Annotated in this window: 23 protein-coding genes and 3 tRNA genes; 12 read left to right on the plus strand and 14 right to left on the minus strand. The window is 50.2% G+C overall.

The window, feature by feature from the left end:
* The first annotated feature begins 52 nt into the window (after nucleotides 1-52).
* Nucleotides 53-1,540 (plus strand): alpha-amylase, encoded by a 1,488-nt coding sequence (amyA, locus tag PGR09_RS09630; protein ID WP_430916085.1) that lies wholly within the window; start codon nucleotides 53-55, stop codon nucleotides 1,538-1,540.
* A 39-nt stretch (nucleotides 1,541-1,579) separates the two neighbouring features.
* Here amyA and yedD read toward each other — a convergent pair whose 3' ends face one another.
* Nucleotides 1,580-1,999 (minus strand): lipoprotein YedD, encoded by a 420-nt coding sequence (gene yedD / locus PGR09_RS09635; RefSeq protein WP_196796492.1) that lies wholly within the window; start codon nucleotides 1,997-1,999, stop codon nucleotides 1,580-1,582.
* Between the two features lie 455 nt (nucleotides 2,000-2,454).
* Here yedD and rcsA point away from each other — a divergent pair, with 455 nt between their 5' ends.
* Nucleotides 2,455-3,087, plus strand: a complete 633-nt coding sequence (gene rcsA / locus PGR09_RS09640) for a transcriptional regulator RcsA (RefSeq protein ID WP_047045514.1) — start codon at nucleotides 2,455-2,457, stop codon at nucleotides 3,085-3,087.
* A 41-nt stretch (nucleotides 3,088-3,128) separates the two neighbouring features.
* Here rcsA and dsrB read toward each other — a convergent pair whose 3' ends face one another.
* Nucleotides 3,129-3,317, minus strand: coding sequence for a protein DsrB (gene dsrB, locus PGR09_RS09645; protein ID WP_015365898.1), 189 nt, complete (start codon nucleotides 3,315-3,317; stop codon nucleotides 3,129-3,131).
* Between the two features lie 134 nt (nucleotides 3,318-3,451).
* Between dsrB and yodD the strand changes: the two genes are divergently transcribed.
* Nucleotides 3,452-3,679 carry a YodD family peroxide/acid resistance protein gene (yodD, locus tag PGR09_RS09650; RefSeq protein ID WP_045390235.1) on the plus strand — a complete coding sequence of 76 codons (228 nt, stop codon included), beginning with the start codon at nucleotides 3,452-3,454 and terminating at the stop codon, nucleotides 3,677-3,679.
* A gap of 326 nt (nucleotides 3,680-4,005) precedes the next feature.
* Here the strand turns inward: yodD and dgcQ are convergent, their stop codons facing one another.
* The 3 genes from dgcQ to PGR09_RS09665 form a co-directional block, all read right to left on the minus strand.
* Nucleotides 4,006-5,673 (minus strand): cellulose biosynthesis regulator diguanylate cyclase DgcQ, encoded by a 1,668-nt coding sequence (gene dgcQ / locus PGR09_RS09655; protein ID WP_047045512.1) that lies wholly within the window; start codon nucleotides 5,671-5,673, stop codon nucleotides 4,006-4,008.
* Nucleotides 5,674-5,772: 99 nt separating this feature from the next.
* On the minus strand, nucleotides 5,773-5,952 hold the full coding sequence (locus PGR09_RS09660; protein ID WP_045390229.1) for a YodC family protein: 180 nt from the start codon (nucleotides 5,950-5,952) through the stop codon (nucleotides 5,773-5,775).
* 76 nt (nucleotides 5,953-6,028) lie between these two features.
* Nucleotides 6,029-6,940 carry a DUF808 family protein gene (locus PGR09_RS09665; protein WP_430916086.1) on the minus strand — a complete coding sequence of 304 codons (912 nt, stop codon included), beginning with the start codon at nucleotides 6,938-6,940 and terminating at the stop codon, nucleotides 6,029-6,031.
* Nucleotides 6,941-7,122: 182 nt separating this feature from the next.
* On the opposite strand from PGR09_RS09665, the gene yedA reads away from it, so the two are divergent.
* Nucleotides 7,123-8,034 carry a drug/metabolite exporter YedA gene (gene yedA, locus PGR09_RS09670; protein ID WP_045390224.1) on the plus strand — a complete coding sequence of 304 codons (912 nt, stop codon included), beginning with the start codon at nucleotides 7,123-7,125 and terminating at the stop codon, nucleotides 8,032-8,034.
* On the opposite strand, the gene PGR09_RS09675 is transcribed toward yedA, so the two are convergent.
* Genes PGR09_RS09675 through drpB form a run of 4 tightly spaced genes read right to left on the minus strand, consistent with a single transcriptional unit; the run spans nucleotide 8,009 to nucleotide 10,976 of the window.
* The gene (locus PGR09_RS09675) at nucleotides 8,009-8,494 is read right to left on the minus strand and encodes a very short patch repair endonuclease (RefSeq protein ID WP_045390221.1); all 486 of its coding nucleotides are present in this window, start codon (nucleotides 8,492-8,494) and stop codon (nucleotides 8,009-8,011) included. The genes yedA and PGR09_RS09675 overlap by 26 nt on opposite strands.
* Nucleotides 8,475-9,899, minus strand: a complete 1,425-nt coding sequence (locus PGR09_RS09680) for a DNA cytosine methyltransferase (RefSeq protein WP_047045510.1) — start codon at nucleotides 9,897-9,899, stop codon at nucleotides 8,475-8,477. The genes PGR09_RS09675 and PGR09_RS09680 overlap by 20 nt, the downstream gene beginning before the upstream one ends.
* Before the next feature lie 57 nt (nucleotides 9,900-9,956).
* The gene (locus PGR09_RS09685; protein WP_045390215.1) at nucleotides 9,957-10,652 is read right to left on the minus strand and encodes a phosphohydrolase; all 696 of its coding nucleotides are present in this window, start codon (nucleotides 10,650-10,652) and stop codon (nucleotides 9,957-9,959) included.
* Between the two features lie 42 nt (nucleotides 10,653-10,694).
* Nucleotides 10,695-10,976: a cell division protein DrpB gene (drpB, locus tag PGR09_RS09690; protein ID WP_045390212.1), complete on the minus strand. Its 282-nt coding sequence runs from the start codon at nucleotides 10,974-10,976 to the stop codon at nucleotides 10,695-10,697.
* A 545-nt stretch (nucleotides 10,977-11,521) separates the two neighbouring features.
* Between drpB and ompC the strand changes: the two genes are divergently transcribed.
* Both ompC and PGR09_RS09700 read left to right on the plus strand, forming a co-directional pair.
* Nucleotides 11,522-12,664: a porin OmpC gene (gene ompC, locus PGR09_RS09695; RefSeq protein WP_045390209.1), complete on the plus strand. Its 1,143-nt coding sequence runs from the start codon at nucleotides 11,522-11,524 to the stop codon at nucleotides 12,662-12,664.
* Between the two features lie 1,127 nt (nucleotides 12,665-13,791).
* Entirely contained in the window at nucleotides 13,792-15,540 is a 1,749-nt protein-coding gene (locus PGR09_RS09700; RefSeq protein WP_430916087.1) for a hypothetical protein, read from the plus strand.
* A 646-nt stretch (nucleotides 15,541-16,186) separates the two neighbouring features.
* On the opposite strand, the gene PGR09_RS09705 is transcribed toward PGR09_RS09700, so the two are convergent.
* Nucleotides 16,187-16,276: transfer RNA gene (locus tag PGR09_RS09705), tRNA-Ser, on the minus strand.
* A 90-nt stretch (nucleotides 16,277-16,366) separates the two neighbouring features.
* Between PGR09_RS09705 and mtfA the strand changes: the two genes are divergently transcribed.
* Both mtfA and PGR09_RS09715 read left to right on the plus strand, forming a co-directional pair.
* On the plus strand, nucleotides 16,367-17,167 hold the full coding sequence (gene mtfA, locus PGR09_RS09710) for a DgsA anti-repressor MtfA (RefSeq protein WP_161801904.1): 801 nt from the start codon (nucleotides 16,367-16,369) through the stop codon (nucleotides 17,165-17,167).
* Nucleotides 17,168-17,267: 100 nt separating this feature from the next.
* Nucleotides 17,268-17,343 (plus strand) — tRNA-Asn (locus PGR09_RS09715).
* Nucleotides 17,344-17,395: 52 nt separating this feature from the next.
* On the opposite strand, the gene ldtA is transcribed toward PGR09_RS09715, so the two are convergent.
* The 3 genes from ldtA to nac all read right to left on the minus strand — a co-directional run bounded on the left by ldtA (nucleotide 17,396) and on the right by nac (nucleotide 20,388).
* Entirely contained in the window at nucleotides 17,396-18,337 is a 942-nt protein-coding gene (gene ldtA / locus PGR09_RS09720) for a L,D-transpeptidase (RefSeq protein ID WP_045390203.1), read from the minus strand.
* Nucleotides 18,338-18,413: 76 nt separating this feature from the next.
* Nucleotides 18,414-19,364, minus strand: a complete 951-nt coding sequence (gene cbl / locus PGR09_RS09725; protein WP_045390486.1) for an HTH-type transcriptional regulator Cbl — start codon at nucleotides 19,362-19,364, stop codon at nucleotides 18,414-18,416.
* A 106-nt stretch (nucleotides 19,365-19,470) separates the two neighbouring features.
* Nucleotides 19,471-20,388: a nitrogen assimilation transcriptional regulator NAC gene (gene nac, locus PGR09_RS09730; protein WP_430916088.1), complete on the minus strand. Its 918-nt coding sequence runs from the start codon at nucleotides 20,386-20,388 to the stop codon at nucleotides 19,471-19,473.
* A 313-nt stretch (nucleotides 20,389-20,701) separates the two neighbouring features.
* On the opposite strand from nac, the gene PGR09_RS09735 reads away from it, so the two are divergent.
* The 3 genes from PGR09_RS09735 (at nucleotide 20,702) to PGR09_RS09745 (ending at nucleotide 22,619) form a co-directional block, all read left to right on the plus strand.
* Nucleotides 20,702-20,777, plus strand: a tRNA-Asn gene (locus PGR09_RS09735).
* A 117-nt stretch (nucleotides 20,778-20,894) separates the two neighbouring features.
* A complete protein-coding gene (locus PGR09_RS09740) occupies nucleotides 20,895-21,608 on the plus strand; it encodes a 4'-phosphopantetheinyl transferase family protein (protein ID WP_430916089.1) in 714 nt (237 codons plus the stop codon).
* Nucleotides 21,609-21,686: 78 nt separating this feature from the next.
* Nucleotides 21,687-22,619: a nucleoside recognition domain-containing protein gene (locus PGR09_RS09745; RefSeq protein WP_072056436.1), complete on the plus strand. Its 933-nt coding sequence runs from the start codon at nucleotides 21,687-21,689 to the stop codon at nucleotides 22,617-22,619.
* On the opposite strand, the gene PGR09_RS09750 is transcribed toward PGR09_RS09745, so the two are convergent.
* Nucleotides 22,530-24,107, minus strand: a complete 1,578-nt coding sequence (locus tag PGR09_RS09750; protein ID WP_047077737.1) for an alpha/beta hydrolase — start codon at nucleotides 24,105-24,107, stop codon at nucleotides 22,530-22,532. The two genes, PGR09_RS09745 and PGR09_RS09750, sit on opposite strands and share 90 nt — an antisense overlap.
* 148 nt (nucleotides 24,108-24,255) lie before the next feature.
* On the opposite strand from PGR09_RS09750, the gene PGR09_RS09755 reads away from it, so the two are divergent.
* Nucleotides 24,256-24,495, plus strand: a complete 240-nt coding sequence (locus PGR09_RS09755) for a histidine kinase (RefSeq protein WP_045390193.1) — start codon at nucleotides 24,256-24,258, stop codon at nucleotides 24,493-24,495.
* Nucleotides 24,496-24,524 lie beyond the last annotated feature (29 nt).

Consider the following 24,524-nt stretch of genomic DNA (forward strand, 5'->3'; position numbering starts at 1 on the left):
AGTTATCTCCCATACTGCAAAGGTCAGCTTGATGACGCCAGGAGCATGGAAGATGAAAAATCCCACGTTGTTGCAATGTTTTCATTGGTATTACCCGGAAGGTGGCGAGCTATGGCGGGAAGTAGAAGCCCTTGCGCCAAATCTTAACGAAATTGGCATTAATATGATTTGGTTGCCGCCCGCCTATAAGGGCGCCTCCGGCGGTTATTCGGTTGGCTATGATAGCTACGATCTTTTCGACCTCGGGGAATTCGATCAGAAAGGATCGGTTGCCACCAAATATGGCGATAAGGCCCAGTTATTGGCGGCAATTAAGGCGCTAAAAGAGCATCAAATTGCCGTCCTACTTGATGTCGTCGTTAATCATAAGATGGGCGCCGATGAGAAAGAACGCATTCGCGTACAACGCGTTGATGAACAGGACCGCACGCAAATTTCGGAAGAAATCCTCGAATGTGAAGCCTGGACTCGCTATACCTTCCCTGCCCGTGGTGGACAATATTCACAATTCATCTGGGACTATAAATGTTTTAGCGGTATCGACCATATCGAAAATCCCGATGACGATGGCGTATTCAAGGTGGTTAATGACTACACCGGCGACGGCTGGAACGATCAGGTCGACGATGAAATGGGCAACTTCGATTATCTCATGGGCGAAAATATCGATTTCCGCAACCATGCCGTCACCGAGGAGATAAAATACTGGGCCCGCTGGGTCATTGAACAGACTGGCTGCGATGGTTTTCGCCTTGATGCCGTCAAACATATTCCGGCATGGTTTTATAAAGAGTGGATTGAGCACGTACAGAGTTCCAGCGAAAAACCACTCTTTATTGTTGCCGAATACTGGTCGCATGAGGTGGATAAACTACAGCAGTATATCGATCTTGTAGACGGTAATACCATGCTGTTTGATGCACCACTGCAGATGAAATTCCATGAAGCCTCACGTCAGGGGCGCGATTACGACATGAGTCAAATCTTTACCGGCACGCTGGTTGAAGCCGATCCCTTCCATGCGGTTACGTTGGTGACGAATCATGACACTCAACCGCTTCAGGCGTTGGAAGCGCCGGTCGAAGCCTGGTTTAAGCCGCTAGCCTATGCGCTGATTTTACTGCGTGAAAACGGTGTTCCCTCGGTATTTTACGCCGACCTGTTCGGCGCAAGCTATGAAGATACCGGCGGAGATGGCCAGACTTACGCCATCGAGATGCCGGTTATCGAGCAACTTCATGAGCTCATCGACGCCCGTCAGCGTTTCGCCCACGGCGTACAAACGCTGTGGTTCGATCACCCTAACTGTATTGCCTTTAGCCGCAGCGGTACCGATGAGCACCCGGGCTGCGTGGTGGTACTTTCTAACGGCGATGATGGCGAGAAAACGCTGCCGCTTGGCGAGAATTACGCCAATAAACGCTGGAAGGATTTTCTTAATAATCGCCAGGAGATGATTGAAACCGACGACGAGGGCAATGCCGTATTTACCTGTAACGCTGGTAGCGTCAGCGTCTGGGTCATTGAAGAGGTGCTTTAAAGCACACGGGCCGGCTTAAGCCGGCCCGCCAAAAATCGATTATGGCGCGGTTTTACTCGCCGCCTGGTTCTTTTTCCAGGCCTCTTCGCACTCCGGCGTTAAGCGCTCGACGCGGGTTAACGTCATTCGGTCATATTCCAGCGTATTTCCATTACGTTCAATAGGATAAATATCAAGGCTGCTGGTCACATTGTAGACCTGGTCATCGCGGTTCATTAATTTACCCGGCTCAGCAATCACCCGCTGCCACTGACGGCAATCGAGGGTATCCCCGTCTTTAGTGACGATAAACGTCGCAATCGCCTCAGGGCTTACCATCGCGCTTTGCGGTCCCTTCGATTGCCAGAACCCTTCCAACCCTGCAGGCGCTGGCGCTTTAACCACTGCCTGATAGGTATCAACCTGTACGCATCCGGCCAAAGCAAGCAGCGCGCCAGCCATAACAATCTTTTTCATCATCCATCCTACAAACCGATAAAAAAGTATTGTGGCATTAAAGCGTTAAGGCCGCCACCCCTGCACGATGTGCCCGTTGCTTAACCTCACCGCCAATCCCGGCATTTACTCTTACCGATTATTATTAGTTGTATGAAACATGAATGAAAAATGCATTTTTTGAATACAACACCGATAACATCCATTTAATTGACTGCCGCCTCATAAGGATAATCCGAAAATAAATTGAAATAGTCGCGACGCCATGCCCCAGCGCCGGGCATTATTACTGTCAGGAACTGATTATTCTTTTTCTATGGCTTTACTTTAAGAATATTCCTGGCAAATTATGAGTATTATTAGCAAATAGTTTAGTCTGGCTAATGCTTTCCGCATAAAGTCAGGCGTTATAAAAATGGACTTCATCACACGGCCAGGCGCCAGATGAATTATCGTTACGTGTTGATTGAGGATGGGTCATGTCAACGATTATCATGGATTTGTGCAGCTATACCCGGCTAGGTTTAACCGGATATCTGGCAAGCCGGGGAATAAAGAAGCGCGATATCATTGAGGTGCGTAGTGCACTAAGTTTGAAGGAGCGCTGCGAATCACTGCGTCCGGCGGTTGTGTTTCTCAACGAGGACTGTTTTATACATCACGAAGAGAGCAACCAACTTATCCGCGACATCATTACCACCAACCCCGATACCTTATTTGTTATTTTTATGTCCCTGGCAAACATCCATTTTGACCACTATTTACTTGTGCGCAAGAATCTACTTATCAGTTCAAAATCGCTAACGCCGAAAGACCTTGATAACATTCTGGGTAATTATCTACAAACCGATACCGCCAATAATCTAAACCAATTACGCACCCGCATTCCTACTTTATCGCTCAGTCAGGCAGAATCGAATATGCTGCAGATGTGGATGGCCGGGCACGCGACTTCACATATTTCAAGACAGATGAATATCAAAGCAAAAACCGTCTCGTCACATAAAGGTAATATTAAGAAAAAGATCCAGACGCATAATAAACAGGTGATTTATCATATTGTTCGATTGGCTGAAAACATTACTTCCGGCATTTACGTCAATATGCGCTGATGGCAAACTGGCGGGTATCGCCGCCAGTTTCTGAATCGGGCCTACTCAGCTTTCTCAACAAAAATGCCGTCCGGGTGCCCCACTTCATTGAAAAACCAGATCCCCAGCGGGTAGTCTTCCAGCGCCACAAGATACATGGTTCCTTCACTAAACGACTCAATTGCCAGTACTACCCCCGAACGACGTGGGCCACCGTCGGTCTTTACCGTGACACGATCGTTTACCTGCATAACTCGCCTCCTCTCGTTTTGAGCCAGTGTAGAACAAAACCTGCCTTCACGCAGCGTTCAGCCAGCGCAACTGGCGTTTTTATAGACCGTCTATACTTAAAGAGGCCCTGTCAGAGCCGAGCGAGGTAGTGATGATGAAATCCGCTAAAGACCGCGGTGTGACGAATACAGACGGGATTGACGTTAATGTCGATGCCCTGCTGGCGGCGATCAATGAGATAAGCGAAAGCGAAGTACATCGTAGTGAAGATGATCCGCACCATGTCAGTATCGATGGTCGCAACGAACACACCTGGCGCGAGCTGGCTGAAGCTTTTGAGCTTGATATTCATGACTTTAGCGTGACTGAAGCCAACCGTTAAGCACAGGTGAAAAAAATCCCGACTCGCAGGAGTCGGGATCAAACTTGCTAATGCAAGAAGCACTTGAAAATTCGTTACACCGGGAAATCCGATGCATGGAAGACATTATCCTCAATTATTTTGCATGACAAGAAGTATTGATGATGAGAATTATTGAGAAATGCGGCTTATATGTACATCCAATTTAATAACCCAGGCGTGACAAGGCTTGCCCCTTATCGTTCTGTTACGAACGGTGTACCGAAGCAGTGAGTTTTTTAGGAATTTTCCTATACCGAAGAATATCAACGCGGCAGAAAAGGTGAGCAATTTCACATTATCGAGTCCTATCCAGCCGAACAAACCCGGTTACGTCCATTCTGCTTTGCCAGATACAGGCGATGATCGGCAATAGACTGCAGCTCCTCAAAGTTAAACTCCTCTGATATCTCGCTACTACTAACCCCCAGCGAGGCGCTGATCCGCAGACTAACGCTGTTGTGCAATAATATCTCCCGGCTATGGATACGCAGACGAATACGCTCAGCAATCGCGCGTGCTTGCGACAGTTGCGTGTTGGGTAGAACGATACAGAACTCTTCGCCGCCAACGCGGCCGGCAATATCCTCCTCGCGGATCTGCCCCATAATGGTGCTTCCCACAAGCGTTAAAACGCGGTCTCCGGCCTGGTGTCCGTGTTTATCATTAATACCTTTAAAATAATCCAGATCCAGCTGAATGACGGATATGGGCTGATTATTCCGCCGGCAGTTTCGGGCCGCCGCAATCGCCCTCTCAAACAGGGCGCCGCGATTTAACAGCCGTGTTAAAGCATCATGCCAGGCCTGCCATTCAAGCGACGCCTGTAACACGCTCATATTGATGACCATACGGCGGATAACCAACCAGGACACGATCAGCATGAGGGTAAACATTAACCACATCAGGGTCAGGGCGATGGAAATCGTCCCGAAATCACCACGCACGCCCTCCTTCAGGGTATGAATATGCAATAGTAGGCCGTCAAAGTTACGGATCTTTTCCCAACTGATATAACGGGTTAACTGGCGTATGCCACCATGGTTATCATTGGCCAACGCATAGCGCAGTTTTTCTTGTTCCTCGGGCGAGAGCGGCGTCAGCACATCATCCGGCGCCGAAGAGGCCAGCAAGTTGAGCTGCTTGTCATACAGCTGATACTCGCCCATCTGGCCTCCTTTTACCGCACTGACGAGAAAATTCTGCAGGTCGCGGATGGAAAAATCCATCGCCAGCACGCCCAGCCAGTAGTGCTCATAATCCAGAGGAATCGAGGCCGTAACCACCTGCGGTTGCGTATACCCATCTTCCTGCTGGGTGGTTTGCCAGAGGATCCCTCGCCCCGGATTATCACGCTGGGTTTGCCGCATAAACCATGCTGACCCCGTATCTCGCGAAAACTGCGCCAGCACCTGGCTTGAACTGCGCGGAGCATCGGTGGTGGTGTAAAAGCCGCTGCGAGAAACGTAGGACATGCGCTCGCTGAAGATTCGGTTATTGTTGGTCAAACGCAGAAGATAGCCAAGCTCAAGGGTAGCCATCAATTCATTGCTGGCCTGAGGATTGTTACGCGACAACAGGTCATCTGCGTCGACAAAAGAATCGGAGACTCCGTATACCGTCAGGGTACGCCGGTTATTTAGTTCGACTGACCAGATAGGATCGTGACGTTTACTGATGTACTCCTGCTCGGCCCGGCGCAGAATGGCGAAATCCAGCGGGTTCTCCAGCGCCGATTGCATGCTGTTGCGGAAAAAGAGCAGCCGATTAAGATTAAATTGCAACAGCCCATCCATTTCATGGGCCACGTTCTCAAGATTATTACGTTGATTGGCGACGTAGGCCTCTTCCAGTACCCGGATTTCTCGCCAGATGAGTAACGTAGAAAAGAACAGCACCACGATGAAACAGATATTAACCACACGCCCCGGATTGAAGAGGCGACGGAACTTTTTTGGCCACAGCGGCTTATCCATTATTTACTCGCAGTACGGTCAAAGAAACCAACGACATCAACGCTCCTTGTCCGAACGTAATCAATATAAAAAGCGCCCGCACCAGCGGGCGCTGCACATCTAATTATGCTGCGAACGTTGCCCTTCGCCGCGGACCAGCTCATCTTCACGGAAGGCTTCACGCTGTACGACGTGACCGTCATACCACCGGCACTCCACCATGTCGCCGGCGATGCCGGTGACGACCATTCGCGGCCCGCCGCTTTTCCGTCTGACTTCATCACTGACCAACAAGACCATTTTTGCCTCCGGTATCAGGGAGAAACAGTTTCACCTTAGACGACGCCGGCCCATCTTGCGTAACCGGCGCTGGGATTTATTTCGCGTTACCGCGCAATGCGGTTATCGCTTTTACGACGCCAAAGACGATAGCGCCAATGATAAATCCTAGCACCAGATTAGCGACCACAGGCATTATGGATGCCAGTATTCCGCTCAGCCCATAGGCAAGATTTTCGATGAAATGATGCAGCGGCGCTACGCCGTGAACCACGATACCGCCGCCAACCAGAAACATCGCCAGGGTACCGACGAAAGTCAGAATTTTCATCAACCGCGGCGCGATGGCCAGGAGAGCTTTTCCTATCCATTGTGCCAGTACGCTTTTTTTCTCTACCAGCCAATAGCCCATGTCATCCAGCTTGACGATGACGCCCACCAGGCCGTAAACCCCAACGGTCACGAGGATGGCGATACCGGATAAAATCAGGATCTGATTAAGCAATGGCGCATCAGCCACAATACCCAGGGTTATCGCGACGATTTCGGCTGATAAGATAAAATCGGTACGGATCGCTCCTTTTACTTTATCGCGTTCAAAGGCCTGCGGATCCTGGGCTGCGAGCGTTTCCAGACGCTGCTGACGCAGTTTCGGGTCTTCCTTATTCTTACGCGCATGCAGGTTATGCAGCACTTTTTCAAAGCCTTCAAAACAGAGAAAAGCGCCGCCGAGCATCAAAAGCGGCGTAATAGCCCAGGGAATAAATGCGCTGATGAGTAACGCCAGCGGCACCAGAATCACTTTATTCAGAAACGAGCCTTTTGCTACCCCCCATACTACCGGGAGCTCGCGGTTGGCCCTTACGCCAGTGACCTGCTGCGCATTGAGAGAAAGATCATCGCCCAGTACGCCAGCCGTTTTCTTGGCCGCCAGTTTTCCCATGACGGAGATATCGTCCAGCAGCGTGGCAATATCGTCCAATAAGGTTAAAAGACTACTTCCTGCCAAAATGTACTTCCTTCAATTTCTGTTTATGAAACATAGAGTATGAGGCAAAAGCGCCCTCTCGCCCAGAGATGTCACTAGTCAACAAAAAAATAACAAAAAAATCACATTGAAAGCGCTCGCCAGCACGTTAGTTTTCACGTTAACTATATGTCCCCTTTCTATCTTTTTCGTCGTGAGGAAGTATGTCTACCCGTCAACTGTTACCCCTAATCGGCGCGCTGTTTGCGCTGTATATCATTTGGGGTTCAACCTATTTTGCTATCGCGATTGGCGTCGCCAGTTGGCCGCCGTTGATGATGGCCGGGATCCGCTTTCTCTCTGCCGGGGGCGTGTTGCTCATCTATTTGTTGGCCACCGGCCATAAACTCCCGGCCCGCCGGCCGCTACTTAATGCTGCACTGATTGGCATCCTGTTGCTCGCTGTCGGTAATGGGTTCGTCACCCTTGCAGAACATCAGCATGTACCATCAGGTATCGCTGCGGTAATGGTCGCCACCGTACCGCTGTTTACGCTCTGTTTCAGCCGTTTTTTTGGCATTGCCACACGCAAGCTGGAATGGTTCGGTATCGCGATCGGCCTGGCGGGAATTGTGATGCTCAATAGCGGCGGCAACCTCAGCGGTAACCCCTGGGGCGCATTGCTGATTCTGATTGGTTCCCTGAGCTGGGCGTTTGGCTCGGTTTACGGTTCGCGTATTGAATTACCAACCGGGATGATGGCTGGAGCGATCGAAATGCTGGCGGCAGGGATTGTGCTGTCTGCGGCATCGGGGCTCTCGGGGGAGAAACTCACTCAAATGCCGTCCTGGTCCGGTATTTTTGCTGTTGCTTATCTGGCCATTTTTGGCTCGCTTATTGCCATTAACGCCTATATGTATCTGATACGTAACGTAACGCCGGCGGTTGCTACCAGCTATGCCTATGTAAACCCGGTTGTCGCCGTGCTACTGGGAACCGGGTTTGGCGGCGAAAGTCTCTCCTTGATCGAATGGCTGGCGCTGGCGGTGATTATTTTCGCGGTCGTGTTGGTGACGCTGGGTAAATATCTCTTCCCTGCCCGTTCAACCGTTACGCCTTGTCAATCGGATCGATAATACCGATGCCGTGAGTGTCGATCTGCGCGCAATCCCCGCCGCCGCAGATCCACTCCTCCAGACGCTCGTTTAGGGCTTCATCGCTTAATTTCAGCCTCCCGCGGAGCGCGCACTCCCAGACAATAAGCACCCGCCAACCTTGTTCTACCAACAGCGCCAGGTCGCGGCGATCGCGCTGCACGTTAGCACCAATCTTTTTTAGCCAAAAATCGGTGCGCGTCGCCGGTACTTTAAACAGATAGCAGTGGTGATGATGCCAAAAGCAGCCGTGGGTGAAGATAACACAGCGGTAGTCAGGCAGCAGAAAATCAGGCCGCCCAGGAAGCGATGCCGCCTGAACGCTAAAAGTGAACCCGGCCTGCGTCAGTAGCGCCGCCAGCCGCTTCTCAATAGCCGTATCGCGGGTAGCGATAGCGCGCATATTTTTACTACGCGTGGCCTTATCGTGAACGTCCGCCATCGCTCTCTCCGGCAACACGTTGCTTTACCGCGACGGCAATTCGCGGCGCCAGCAGCTTCGCCACCGCGGCAAACACCGGAACAATCACCGAGTTGCCAAACTGGCGATAGGCCTGAGTATCGGAAACCGGAATACGAAAACGGTGCTCTCCCGGCGCTTCGAATCCCATCAACCTTGCGCATTCGCGCGGCGTTAAGCGCCGCGGGCGACGCAGTTGATTCTGAGGATCGTCAAAATGCTTTTCGCCTAATGCCTTATCCCAACCGCGATCCACCAGGATCTCAGCGCCATCTTTGTAGTAGCGAGCAGAGAGCGTTCGCGCGACGCTGCCAGGATGAGTCGGGTCGACCAGACCGTAGCCAAAACCGTTGCCACGCGCCTGATGTTTACGCGCGTACCGGTAAAGATACTTCCACAGAACCGGCGTCAGGATGAATTTAGCATCGACGGTCGGATCCAATAACTCACCGAAGGTTGGCCGCTGCGGCGGATACAAACTGGCGATATCGCGCAGCGTAAATCCTTCATGCAACTGTAAGTCACGACGGAAACCCACCAGCACAATACGCTCGCGGTGCTGCGGCAGGAAATGACGCCCATCGATAACTTTGGGATCCTCGGCGCCTGCATGATCGGCATCCGCCACCTCATAGCCAAGCTCATCCAGCGTTTGCATGATAATGCGGAAGGTTCTTCCTTGATCGTGACTTTTCAGATTCTTGACGTTTTCCAGCACGAAGATCGGCGGACGGCGGGCGGCAATAATTCTGACGACATCAAAAAACAGTGTTCCCTGAGTTTCACAGGCAAAACCATGGGCGCGTCCCATGGCATTTTTCTTTGATACCCCGGCGAGGGAAAAGGGCTGGCAGGGGAAGCCCGCCAGCAGCACATCATGTTGCGGGATCGCCTCGCGGATAGACTTCGCCGCCTCTTCATCACTGATATCGCTGCGCTGGCTGAGAGTGATTTCGCGGATATCGGCGTTAAAGCTGTGCTCCTGTGGATCGCAATACCAGTTAGCTTTATAGGTACGAACAGCGTGTTTATTCCACTCGCTGGTAAATACGCACTGCCCGCCAATAGCTTCAAAGCCGTGGCGAATGCCGCCGATGCCGGCGAAGAGATCGATAAAACGAAACGCATAGTCGGGATGATGGCGCGGCGGAATCGGTAAAAGGCTCGCCAGATGCGCACACTCCGCGTTCGTCAACCGGCTTGCCGCACGGCTCACCGTCGCCACCCGTTTGACTATCGCCGGGCTCCAGTGCTGATCGCCAACAGCAACCAGCTGTGCAACCAGGGTTTTGACATCATATATCGTCATCAGCTGGCGCAATAACGCCTGCGCGTGTTCCCCTGCCGGCTCAGACAGGAGCTTTTCTTTTGGTAAATTTTGCGGCATAACCTCAACCAGCACGGACAATTTTTGCAGAGAGTACCACAAATAGTCGCAACGGATTTAAACCGCAGGCGCAAAGCGGCGCAAAACCGCCTCATCCAACGACAGAGGGTTGCCGCGCAGTTCGGCGCTCAGCTTCGCCATAAATTGCACCAGAAATTGGGCATTATGCACCGCCAGCGCTCTCCCCTGCTCCGTTTGCATGGTCTCAGGCAGGCGTAGCAATTTACTCTGAAAATGGTCGAGGGCATATTTCTTGTCATCAAGATCGCGCTGATCAGCAAAGGGGTCGTCAGCATCAAACAAAATAGTGTTCAACGCGCCGGAAACGGCAAAGACACGAGCCAGGCCAATCGCGCCCAGAGCCTCCAGACGATCTGCATCTTGCACAATTTTCGCCTCTACGCTTTGCGGTAATATAGCCGCACTAAAGCTATGCGCTTCAATAGCATGCATAACCGCAGGATAACGGTCGGCGGGAAAGTCGGGGAAAGCGCTTTGCAGGATAGACCGCGTTTTTTCTGCCGCCATCCGTGAGGACTGATGACGTTGAGGGTGATTTTTAGCCAGGCTGACAATATCGTGAAAGTAGCAGGCCGTCAGGATAACCAACTGGTCAGCGTCGCTATCGCCGACCAGTTGCTGCGCGGTACTCCAGACACGGCGAAAGTGAGATATATCATGAGCCGCATCTTCCTGCGCATGATGCGCATTTAACCAGTTTTCAAATCGTTGTTGCCATTCAGCTAATAACATGAGCTTTTCCTGATGCCTGGACCCGCTGTGAGCATAGCAACTTTAATCGTGCTGTTCATGTCCCTGAATTTGGGGACGCGTGTACCAGGCTATCGCCCCAAGGATGGACCCCACACCTCCCAGCACCAAGAAACCCAGTAGCGCGCCAATCCATTTGCCTGCCGTTGAACCCAATTCACCATCAATGCTGGCGCCGGGAATGCTTTGAATACGCCCCACTATCCACCAGTACCGCACCATCGCCCATACAAAGTAACCGCAAAAGGCGTAAAAAGCCCATAACGCCAGCTTTCCACCGGGGCTCCGTTTCGCTTTAGTGTCCATTAAATCCTTCTCCATACGTCAACCACTGCGCATGATCTCCAATCACACAGTTGTGATGTGCGTCACATTATACAATTATCGTGCTTATCTGGAAGCATGAGTATGGTGTGAGCGCTTTCGGCCACCCGCGAACGCAGGATTGGGGCGCTCTCTATATACTACGGATGTGGTCATGCTTTTAAATAAGACGATTTGATGAAATGTAGCGCCATTAATTATAAAGCAACATTATTCCAAATATAATTTATCAATATATAATCTGTCATATTTTATATTATTTACAATGCAAATGTTATTTCAAGAGATAATTTAAAGAACATTAATATCAACAAGAAAAATAAAACACCAATAAACCACAGAAATATTAATCACCCAAAGAATAAAAAATACATATATTGAATATAAAATAAATATTTTGAAATATTTTAATATACTTTTATTACATTTTTTATTTAATTAAAAATGAACTTAAGCGGCTAGTATCAATTCGTCATTCCACAGGGAATTAGACAATTCATATTAATTATGATTAAAGGGAATACATAATGAAAAGAAAAGTATTGGCTATTATGCTGCCAGCGTTATTAGCAGCAGGCGCGGCGCACTCTGCGGAAATTTATAACAAAAACGGCAACAAGCTTGACCTCTACGGAAAAGTTGACGGTCTGCACTATTTCTCTGACGATGCTTCTGAAGATGGCGACCAAACCTACGCGCGTTTAGGCGTGAAAGGCGAAACGCAGATCAACGATCAGCTGACCGGCTACGGCCAGTGGGAATACAATATTCAGGCGAACACCACTGAAGGTGAAGGCGCTAACTCCTGGACCCGTCTGGGCTTCGCGGGTCTGAAATTTGCTGACTACGGTTCTCTGGACTACGGCCGTAACTACGGCGTTATCTATGATGTCGAAGCGTGGACCGACGTACTGCCGGAATTCGGCGGCGACAGCTACACCCAAACTGACGTCTTCATGCTTGGCCGTACCAACGGCGTGGCGACCTATCGTAACAGCGATTTCTTCGGCCTGGTTGATGGTCTGAGCTTTGCTCTGCAGTATCAGGGTAATAACGAAAACGCTGGCTCCGGCGAAGGCACCAATAACGGCGGTGATCGTAAACTGGCCCGTGAAAATGGCGACGGTTTCGGTATCTCCTCTTCCTACGATCTCGGCATGGGCATCAGCTTCGGCGCGGCGTATGCTTCTTCTGACCGTACCAACAATCAGGTGGCCGCAGCGGCCAACAGCGCTTACGCCGGCGGCGATAAAGCCGATGCCTGGACCGTGGGCGCGAAATACGATGCTAACAACATCTACCTGGCCGCAATGTACGCGGAAACCCGCAACATGACTTCCTTCGGTAAATCCACCAGCAATCTTGGCGGCGGTATTGCCAACAAGACGCAGAACTTCGAAGTTGTTGCCCAGTATCAGTTCGACGATTTCGGTTTACCGCTGCGTCCATCCGTCGCTTATCTGCAATCTAAAGGTAAAGACCTGTACAACAGCGGCGACAAAGACCTGGTTAAATACGTTGATGTGGGTATGACTTACTACTTCAACAAAAACATGTCCACCTACGTTGATTACAAAATCAACCTGCTGGACGAAGACGACTACTTCTATCGCGCTAACGGCATCGCGACTGATGACGTAGTCGCGCTGGGCCTGGTCTACCAGTTCTAAGAGCCCCGCATCACCAAAGCCTGCCACGGGCAGGCTTTTTTCGTTTTTAGCAGTCAGCCGATCGCGGCATCGGCATACATCCAGCCATTGAAGTCATTTAAACTTTCGTCCTGGAAATGGCTCCAGCCCCCACGGTTCAGGAAAGCGGGAGATTTGCTCCCCCAATAAAGTTGCCCCTAATCCACTGTTCAGAACCTATTCTAACGACATAAAAATCAGCTAATTAATAATTTTACTATATTACATTGATTTTACATCCAGCAATATTGGGTTGGCATACGGCTCTTATGAACTATCTGGCAAAATGATTGGCACGATCGGACAGTATTTTCTCGCCCCTGCACTGATGATTATCCGGCAACTCTTCTATTCGATTGCTGGCTGGCTCTCTCCTCTCGCCCCCTACATCTCCCACGATTTCTGCACCGGGATGGAATACCCCTACAAAAATGATCGTTATGACCGATCGATTTAACAAAATCGATCTGTCATAACAATTATCCACACGAAAAATACGCCTTTAAAATATCCCCTTCACAGGGAAGAACATTTTGTGACTCTTAAACAGGTAATAACCGGGCTGGTTTACGGCGTGAAAGTTATGTCGTGTCGCATCACAACACGTTAAACCTGTTATGAAGAGCATGACTACAGCAGGCTTAGCTGTCTGATATGCATTGATTGAAAAAACGACAAATTGGTATAATTGCAAAGTGAAATTATTTAAATGTAAACACTGCATGCGCTGCGGTAAAAAGCTAGGGTTCTTCGAAAGATTAATGGCTGAGAAAGATTATCTCTGCGATGAGTGTTGTTCTAAAGTAAGCAAATACATGTATGACAAGAGACAATAAGTTTCCAACCGCAAGGCAGGAAAACGACTCAAATTCGCATGGATAAGTCTTATGATATGTAAAATCTCATGACCCGTGAACAAAGTAATGGGGTTCGTTTTCTCTTACAATTGCGACATCAATAGCGACCAATACGGATGGTCAATAATATTGATCAGGTTTGCCATTTGGTTGCGATAGCCAAGTACTAGTATTGTAAACAATCATCTCGGTTAGTTGTTAACCGTCCATTTCAATTTTGTATCGCGCTTTAAATAATCAAAAAGAGGAATAATGGAAACAGCAAAATGCTTACAGCGGTTGGTTATGCCAAACGCCAGGTTTGGGGCTTCTGAAAGCATGTACATCAGAGGGAGCCTTTTTTCATTTTCGGGAAATATCATTACCATATTTCCCGGAGGGAAAATTTCTTTTGATACCTATTACAATGGTTTTTCCACTATTCTCTGGAAAGAAAAATGCGGAATACACGATCTCGCGTTCAATGCATCAGGCACTGGGTTAGCCAAAATCAGCGCGATGCTCATTACAGAAGAAAATTCAAAATATGAGCTAGCATCGGCGACCGTGGCACTGGATAACCTCACTCGAGAAATATTCACCCTGGATTTGGGCAACACTCTCAATCGAGGCATTATATATATTGAAATAATTCCGATAGATGGAATTGTCTCCCTTAATAGCGGGGAATGGTTTACCAAACAGTCTCCCCGCAGAGAGGTTAAGCTTGGGATATCAATTACACATTTTGATAGAAAAAAATACGTTATCCCATCAATGATGAGAATAAAGCGAGAAATATTAGAAGATGATAACTATCGCGGACTAATTGATTTTACTGTTATTGATAACTCCAATAATATAACAGCTAATGAGGCTAATGGAATTAAGGTCATTCCAAATAAAAATACCGGAGGTGCGGGTGGATTTATGAGAGGCCTACTTCATTACATTGATGAAGGTGATTTCACCCATACATTATTCATGGATGATGATGCAAGTTGTGAAGCTGAATGCATTAAAAAGACATACTCGATATTGAGTTATGCGTTAAACGACAATGCTGCAGTTTCTGGTTCGTTATTCGCAGGTGCGCGCCCCGACTCTTTAGTTGAGAAGGGAGCATTTTTTGATAGGGTATGTCATCCTATTTACTCAGGGTGGCGATTAAATGATGTGGAATCCCTGGTAAAAACAGAAACTCTAATACAATTCCCTAATTATGGCGCGTGGTGGTTCTTTGCATTCCCGATAAATCACGTCAAGAGTTTTGCATTTCCTTTTTTTGTTCGCGGTGATGATATCTTATTCGGCATGATGAACGATTTTGATATATTAACAACAAATGGCATTGCTTGTTACGCGGAGGAAGATTTCTCCTCTAAGACCTCACCGTTGACCGCCTACCTTGATACGCGAAATCATCTCGTGAATATGTTATATTTTGGCCGACCAGTTAAAGACATAATTGGTACATATATTTCATTTCATCTAAAAAGCCTGCTTGCTCATCAATATGGTAGTGCAGCCGCCATCAACCTGGCTTTCAAACATGTTTATGGCGCTCCCGATTTTTGGGAAAATAATGCAGACATGAAGGATGTTCGAGAAGAATTAAACTCTATTACTTTTAATGAAAAAATGAAACCGATATCTCCTCCAGATAACAGTATAGAGTTTAAGTGTAATTTCGAAAAAAAATCACGGCGATTTTTCAGAATTATTACGTTAAATGGATTTCTGGCGCCTTCAAAAAACAAAATTATTTATCAGGAAAAAACATCAGGCGTGTCGCTGAGACAGATTTTTAGGTACAAGAAGATCTTTTATTACGATCGAAGCACTAAAAATGGTTATATTGCTGAAGCATCAAAAAAACAGCAGGCCTTAGGGTTTATCAAGATACTCTTTAATACCTTAAAGATAATTATTACATCAAAAGCACAGCGAAAAAAATATTCAGAAGTGACTTGCAAGCTCACAACAGAAGGGTTCTGGAGAAAGATACTTCTTCGCCAATAAATACTCTTTCTCTCTTATTCGAGTGAATCCTATCCCGTAAGAAAAGAGTTTTTATTCTTACTGGCTATCAACGCATCAGATCTTTTTATAGTTGCAGGAGTTGAAGTATCAACAAACTGCAACTTTTTAATGTAATCCATTCACCCCGTCAAGCTGACTATACACGCTAGCATGTTTACGATGGTAAATTCAGTGAATCGATTTTATGCAGAATAATCATCACCGCACTACACATGAAGAGGCTCTGTTACGTAAATTATCGCTCAAGTCATGTAGTGACAAGATGAGTTCATGACCACGTTTTTACCGGTGGGTGGCTGACAACTTACCGGCCCTGACATTTTATGAGCCAGTGGGCAAACCAGTTCCCTATTCTGAAGCCTTTTAGGGTTGCCTGGTCGCGATACTTCTTACAACTGCTATTTGTGTGAAATTCACGCGAAGTTAAACAACTTTCTGCGGTGATAAAACAGAGCGTCAGGTACGGGTTTATGACCGCAAATTGACCGTTTCGCCGACACTGGAGCAACCGATTTTCGAGGATTCAGAAGATGATGATTGATAAAAATATAGCGACGGAATATACCAACAGTATACCAAGTGTGATGGATGTCGTTGAAGGGATTTGGCGTAAGTGATTGAATAGTGGCGGAGAGAGGGGGATTTGAACCCCCGGTAGAGTTGCCCCTACTCCGGTTTTCGAGACCGGTCCGTTCAGCCGCTCCGGCATCTCTCCGCTGTTGAGGTTGCTATAATGCCAGGTTCTTTGGCATTTTAATAGCTCCAGTCCCTTAAATTGAGTTCAAGTGACGACTTTGCGAGCGATATGATGTTTAAATGGCCGTGGAAAGCAGAAGAACAGACAGGCAATGGCGAAATCCCATGGGAACAAGCGGTTGCCATTCCGGTTTTAGCGAACCTCACTCAACAGGAACAGCAGCAGCTGTGCCAGATGGCGGCACGTTTTTTACAGCAAAAACGTCTGGTGCCGTTACAGGGATTTGAGTTAACCCCCCTGCACAGCGCGCGTATCGCACTCCTCTTTTGCCTGCCTGTACTGGAACTTGGCCTTGAATGGTTAGATGGCTTCCATGAAGTCTTGATCTACCCTGCCCCCTTTGTCGTCGATGACGAATGGGAAGATGACATCGGCCTGGTACATAATCAACGCGTTGTCCAATCCGGCCAAAGCTGGCAACAGGGCCCCATTATCCTTAACTGGTTAGATATTCAGGACTCTTTCGACGCCTCCGGCTTTAATCTGGTGGTACATGAGGTCGCGCACAAACTGGATTCACGCAACGGCGACCGCGCCAGCGGCGTTCCTTTTATCCCTCTGCGAGAAGTGGCTGGCTGGGAACACGATCTGCATGCGGCGATGAACAACATTCAGGATGAGATCGATTTGGTCGGCGAAAGCGCCGCCAGCATTGATGCTTATGCGGCAACCGATCCGGCTGAGTGCTTTGCAGTGCTATCTGAATATTTCTTTAGCGCCCCAGAGCTTTTCGCCCCTCGTTTCCCGGCGCTATGGCAGCGGTTCTGTCAGTTCTATCGTCAGGATCCGCTACAGCGTTTACGAGAAAACGATCTGCTGGATGAAGACGACGTGCGGATTGTTCATTAAAAGCTCGCTTTGAATTAAACTTAGCCATTCGAATCAGTTGCTTAAATTTAGCGTTGACACAAAAATGCGAGGCCAGTAGTATGCGCCCCGTTCACACGATTCCTCTGTAGTTCAGTCGGTAGAACGGCGGACTGTTAATCCGTATGTCACTGGTTCGAGTCCAGTCAGAGGAGCCAAATTTAAAAAGCCTGCTTTCGAGCAGGCTTTTTGCTTTTTAACGTTCATGGCTTAAAAACTGGCTTCCCCCGCTGAACTGCTAATATTCACCGGCATCCCGGATCGCCGCTGTAGTGCATAATCCGCACGACCGACGTTTACACCCGCTCCCTGCACAAACTCGCGTATTGCCGGGGTATACGGCAGCGGCACTTTGCGGTCTGACTCAAATTCCGAACGATTACGCGACAATGGTTCATGAACTTCCAGCCAGCGGCTGCCGTCCGGCTCGGTAGTGTACTTCACCGGCTGATCGATTATCTGTACTCGCGTGCCGACCGGCACATTATCGAACAGGTATTTAATGTCATCGTTGCGCAGGCGAATACAACCCTGGCTCACCCGCAGGCCAATGCCAAAATTGGCGTTGGTACCATGAATGGCATACAGCCTGCCGATATAGATAGCATATAGCCCCATCGGATTATCTGGCCCGGGGGGCACCATCGCCGGCAGGGTTTTACCTTCTTTGGCGTACTCACGACGGGTATTCGCCGTCGGTACCCAGGTAGGTCCTTCCTGTTTACGTTCCACCGTCGTCACCCAGTTGCGCGGCGTTTCACGCCCCGCCTGGCCAATACCGATCGGCAGCACCTCGACGGTAGTGCCCTCGGGCGGATAATAATAAAGCCGCATCTCGGCGACGTTGATTACGATACCGCTCCGTACGGTGGCAGGCAGGATCAATTGCTGCGGGATAATCAACGAACTACCGGATTTAGGCAAATAGACATCGACGCCGGGGTTAGCCTCCAGCATGTTGCTGAGCCCCTGCCCGTACTGCGCGGCAAAGGTTTCCAGCGGCTGGGTGTTACGCTCGGGCACGCTAATTTTAATCGGGCTGCCAACCAGACGACTCCCTTCCGGCGGTAACGGATAACTTACCGCCAACGCGCTGTAGCTGGCCAACATCATCACCAGAGAGCAAAGCAACTTCATACGCCGCACCATCATTTTCCCTTCCTCAGTCGCGACTCACGTGAATGAATTATAGCTGCTTTGGCACCTCCCGCTGACCTGCTGTCCGCACTCAGATTTGATAATCGATAGCCACTTCCTCCGGTTCCATCGCCTGGCGTTTAATCTCATCCAATGATAACCCGGCATTGCACAGTTCAATGAAACGCCAGACATAGTTACGCTGTAACTGACCGCGTTTTAACCCCAACCAAACGGTATTAGCATCAAAGAGATGGCGTGTTTCCAGACGGGTAAAGGTATCCGCTTCGCGAGCATCGCCGGATTGCTCCGCCACCAGCCCCACGCCCAAGCCCAGCTCCACGTATGTTTTAATGACATCGGAATCCTGAGCGCTGAGAACGATATCCGGCATCAGCCCTTTACGGGTGAAGGCTTCATCAATACGCGAACGTCCGGTGATCCCCTGCCGATAGGTAATTAACGGCCAGCGTGCAATAGCCTCAAGCGTCAGCGGCGTAACCTCAATCAGCGGATGATCTTTTGGCACTAACAAACTGTGATGCCAGCGGAACCAGGGGAATGCCACCAGCGTCGGATCGTTACTTAAGCGCTCGCTGGCGATACCAATATCCGCCCCGCCGTTGTGCAGCAGCGCTTCGATTTCCTGCGGCGTCCCTTGCACTAACTCCAGCCGCACGTCGGGGAACAGTTCGCGAAAAGCTTTAATCACCGGAGGCAGGCTATAGCGTGCCTGAGTATGCGTGGTGGCAATGGTTAATACGCCTGAAGCGTCGTTGGTAAAAAGGTCGGCCAGCCGGCGGACATTGCTGGCTTCGTTGAGGATCCTTTCGGCAATAGAGAGCAGCGCTTTGCCAGGTTCGGTCATCCCCAGCAGACGCTTACCACGGCGGATAAAGATTTCTATCCCCAACTCTTCTTCCAGCTCACGAATATGGCGGCTGACGCCAGATTGCGAGGTGTACAGCATGTTAGCAACCTCCGTCAGGTTGTAATCCCGACGGGCCGCCTCACGAATAATTTTAAGTTGCTGGAAATTCACCTTTTCCCCCAGGTCTTCAGACATAACATGATGTCTATTGTTAAAGTCTGTTTACCCGGCAAACAAATAATAAAAACCAGCAACTTATTCCTTAAAAGAATATAACCTAACTGACCAGCTGTAATTCACGATTCTCCAGGGACGGACGACTAACCAGCGACAGCAGGATATCTTTGACGGCCTGTGCTTGAGGAGATAAGCCGCCACGTGCCGAGGTATTCAGTGATAACGACAGACTCATCGACGGCGTGCTGATGCGCGCCATCCAGCCATTAGCCGTAGCACACAGCGCGCGCGCCGCCGATTCCGGCAATACGGTAACGCCCATTCCACTGGCGATTGCCGCAGTTAATGTGGTGATGGATTCGATCTCGCCAATTACTTTTGCCGACAGGCGGCGTAAAGTGAAAGCTTCGGTGACCCGGGCGCAAACGGCGCTATAGTCGCGCGGTAAAAACAGGCTCATTTCCGCGACGGCTGAAAGGTCAGCGCTTTGCCCCGGACAGTTTTGCGTACCGACCAGATACAAATCCTCTTTCAGCAGCGGCTGGCTGACCACTCCCGCCACCGGCGAACGCTCATACAGCACCGCCATGTCCAGCTGACCGCCAAGCAGCTTGTCATTCAATACGCTGCCGCTGCACTCTTGCAGATATACGTTCACCTCGGGAAGTTCATTACGCACCGTTTGCAACAGCGGCATGGTGATCGCCGAAGCCGCAGTTCCCGGCGCAAGGCCAATTGCCACCTGCCCGCTCAGCGTCTGGCCAACGTTATGTACCGCCAGATGCGCCTGTTCACACTGACGTAAAATGGTCCGCGCATGGGTATAGAGAATCTTCCCCGCTTCCGTTGGCGTGACGCCTCGCTTGGTGCGGATCAACAGTTTCTGCTCCAGTTCACCTTCCAGGGTCGCTACCTGCTGGCTCAGCGCCGGTTGTGCGATGTGCAAGACTTCAGCGGCCTGGGTCAGACTGCCGATATCGACGATTTTCACAAAATACTTCAGTCGTCTTAAGTTCATTTTGCCTCCTGTAAGGGAATGCCACTACTGGCCATTAAGTTACAGGTATTTTGCAAGATGCTTGCCAGGTTTACCTCGCGACATCATCACCCTGCTGGTGCGGCAAAATAAGGGTTTGTGATAATACTGGTGGCTTCCATGAGCGCATGATATGCCCCATTAGGGGTATAAATGCACCATCACGGTGCATTTCGGTATGATTTATCATAAAAGGCTTTTGATTGTTGAAATTGTCAGCAGTCGCACGCTTTATGGCGATTCAGCCTTTGACAACACCGTCAGTCATCGATAATATGCGCCCCGTTCACACGATTCCTCTGTAGTTCAGTCGGTAGAACGGCGGACTGTTAATCCGTATGTCACTGGTTCGAGTCCAGTCAGAGGAGCCAAATTTAGAAAAGCCTGCCCTCGAGCAGGCTTTTTGCTTTATATTTCACACAACTCTTCTGCTTCGTTCATCACCTGCGCTATGGTAGCGCCATACTGGTTTTTCCTGATGAGTCTGCATGTTTATCGTTACCAACAGCTTTCACGATCTCCCCTTTATTCAGCATGCCGAATGCGGCTATCTTCGTGCTGACCCGGCGTTGACATTTTGTCGGGTACGTTTCGCCAGGTCGCAACTACAGGATGCTCTTTTTAGCCAGTACGCCATCCCGCTCCCTCCTTCTCTTACTGGCGCCGTCGCAAAACGTAAAGCCGAATATCTGGCCGGGCGCTACTGCGCGCGCTATTTGCTGCAACAATCAGGTTGTTTCGAACCGGTGTTAACCGCTACGGATCGTGCGCCAATTTGGCCGGCAGGCTGGCGAGGAAGCGTCTCGCACAGCGAAGATATTGCCATCGCGGTGGTTAGCGCCGAGGACGACGGTCTGTATCCCGGGGTCGATATCGAGCATCTGCAACCGGGAATCATGCTGGAAAGCGCCGATATGTTTGTCTCGAGACCGGAACAGACGCTGCTTTCCTGTTGTGCTCTGGATAAGGAGTGGGCGCTGCTGCTGGCTTTCTCGGCCAAAGAAAGCCTGTTCAAAGCGCTATATCCGCGCGTACAGCAGATGTTTGATTTTGATGCCGCCGCCATAGTCGCACTCGACCCGGCAAAACAGCGTTTCACGTTACGCCTCAATAAAACGCTCAGCGACGCCTTTGCCGCAGGTAGCCAGTTCAGCGGCGAATATCACTTCAGTGAAGGCACCGTTCTTACCTGTCTACGCTAACACACGAAAGCATGTTCATTTTGCCCCTTCGGGATTATGATGGCGCTAACTATTTGACCTGCATACAGTGATAGATAAATGGATGTCATCGGCATCATTATGTCAGCGGGGAAATCCTCCGTCGACGTAGCGCTTTATACCTTATTACCCATTATGGTCGTCATGCTGATCATAATGAAATATCTCGAAGTCCGCGGAATTCTCGACATCATCGTGCGCTGGCTGGCGCCGCTGCTTAAGCCCTTTGGGTTGACCGGCATGAGCGCCTTCGCGCTGATTCAGATAAATTTTGTGAGTTTTGCCGCCCCGCTCGCCACGCTGGCGATTATGGATAAACGTGGTGTTTCCGACCGACAAATGGCCGCCACCCTGGCGATGGTGTTCGCCATGGGCCAGGGCAACGTTTTCTACCCCTTAACGCCGTTCGGCCTGCACTGGCTGGCCGCAATCACCATTTCGATTGTCGGTGGACTCTGCGCCGCAGCGGTCTGCTGGTACGCCACCGGGCGTAAGTTATCCATTGTCGAGAGCAGCCGGGCAGAAGTGCTCCCGGAAAGCGAACAAAATAATCACGGGCTGATTGCGGTCATCAATAGCGCCGGCGCCGACGCTATCCGCCTGGCGCTTGGCGCCGTGCCGATGCTAATTTTATCATTGACTATCGTCGGACTGATGCAGGCGGCTGGCGTCATCGAGATGCTGCAGCGCGTACTGATGCCGCTGCTGCTATGGCTACATATCCCCGAAAACTTCGTCCTACCCGCGCTGGTGAAATGCGTGGCGGGCGGTACCGCCTATTTTGGGGTTATCTCCGAGCTGGCGCAGCAGGGTAAAGTGACGCTCAGCCAAATTAACGCCTCCGCAGGGATCCTCATCCAGACCTTCGACCTACCCGGCATCGGCATTTTCCTTGGCGTCAGCTCAAGATTTGTGCGTCTTTTCCGCTTCGTCGCCCCTGCCGCCCTCATCGGTATTGCGCTGCGGACGGTACTGCACATCCTGTGGTTCTGAGAACGACGGCAGACGCTGATTGATCCGCTGCAGCAGATAGGGGAAAAACGGGTTAGAAGTAGCGCGCATTAACGTATCAAGGCCGACGCTCAGCGTCGCGGTCTCGCCGCGTAGCGAAATGGTGCCAAGGCTAATACCGCTAAGGTTTTTCTCCGTCGGCTCGCGGCCATACAGCGAATCGGTGATGGGGAATGGCACCGCAATATGCGAAAGCGAGTACATATCCTGCGGCCAGGCCAGATGCAGCGCCTGCGTTCTCTCTGCGGTTTGCTCCGCCAGCGTCAGGCGCGCGACGGTATCGAGGGTGTGCTCAGTCGCGTTCGTCACGATAGTCGTAGAGTACGGACGCGGCGCCGGAGGTAACAAGGTATTCACCGCTGAGTAGGTCGCCGGGCGAAACAGCGCCCGCAGGTTCGCCGCCTGATTAATATCGAAAATCACCAGTTCGCTGCCGTTGTCCGGCAAATAGCGGTACAACGAATCAACCACCGCCCGGGTGCTGACTGTAGAATCAATCACCGATTGAAAGGTTAACACCGGGGCGAGAGAGGTTAAGCGTTGGCTCTGCGCCGCCGCAAGAATCTGTTTTTGCAAGGCCTGGGTCAGCAACCACGACTGGCGCGCCGCCTTAACCGGAAAGGAATTGTACTTATAGGGGTTAAACTCCGGAACGACATTTAGCCACGCCGCACGCGCAAAGGCGGGAAACACCGAGGGTAGCCCGGCAAGTCCTGCGAAACGGGCAAAAGCGGTTACGCCAATCATCGGCGATAACAGTATTATCTGCTGCGGCCTGACCAGCGATTTATCGGTCAGTTCATCGAGCGCATACTTCAGCGCCAACGCGCCGCCGTTAGAATATCCCACCAGATGCAGCGGCACATCCCCACCGGCAAGTCGCGTCGCTTCCCGAACCGCCAGGCGCGTTGTCGCCAGCCACTGTTGCCAATCAACGTGGGTTAATGCGCCCGGGGCGGTACCGTGGCCGGGTAAGCGCGGCGCCACTGCAATAAACCCCTGCCGTTGATACTCTTCCGCCAGATAGCGCACGCTGTAGGGGGAGTCGGTTAAACCATGCAGTAGCACCACCGCACCACGCGGTTTGCCGGATGGCAATAGTATAAAGGAGCGATTCCAGTCAGGCTTAAAGCGTGGTGGATAGACCAGGCTGTCGCGATAAAAGCGGTTTATCGGCGTTTTGTCAGCGGCAGGCAGTTGGTCACTGACCTCACGCCGCAAATCGGCGAAAATCTCATCTTCCCGTTTGAGATAGCTGGCAAAACTGGCGCGGTCGATTTCATCAGCGGTCATCTCATCGCCAGACCAGGTATGCCAGCGCTGCAATGCAGGTCCACGTTCCGATTCATATATTCGTCCGATGAAAAATACCACCACCACAATAACCGCCGCTGCCAGCGTTTTTTTCGCTAGCGAGACTATTCTTAATTCAGAATGATTCAGAAACTTGTTAAGCCGCATCAAAGCCATAAGCGTTATTTGCCTGTCCCGCTGCATCGCAGAGTTAAGATTTAACAACGTGAGCTAAACGTAAATTAAACCAATGGGTAGTTTCAGTTGTCTTTAAAGCGATAACACGTCAATTATCATGCCGAGTGTATCAAGCCAGGGTGAAAAAATGGAATGGTGGGTAAAAAAAGTACGGAAAAATTCATCTCCAGCAAGAACTTGCGTGGTTCTACAGAGCGGTCAGATCGTGGTGATTGCTGAAATCGAAAGCCGATGCAAACTGCAGGAAGGCGATAAGTTAACGCCTGGTCCTAATGCGCTTTATTACATCAACAATAACAGCGCGGCGACATTAAGAGTGATAAGCGCAAGTAATTTTAGCGCCGAACGCTGGGCACAGACTGCCTGACCCTGCGCGGCTAAGCTTTTATTATCAAC

This window comes from Klebsiella sp. 141251 (assembly GCF_050600725.1).
Lineage (GTDB): Bacteria > Pseudomonadota > Gammaproteobacteria > Enterobacterales > Enterobacteriaceae > Klebsiella > Klebsiella aerogenes.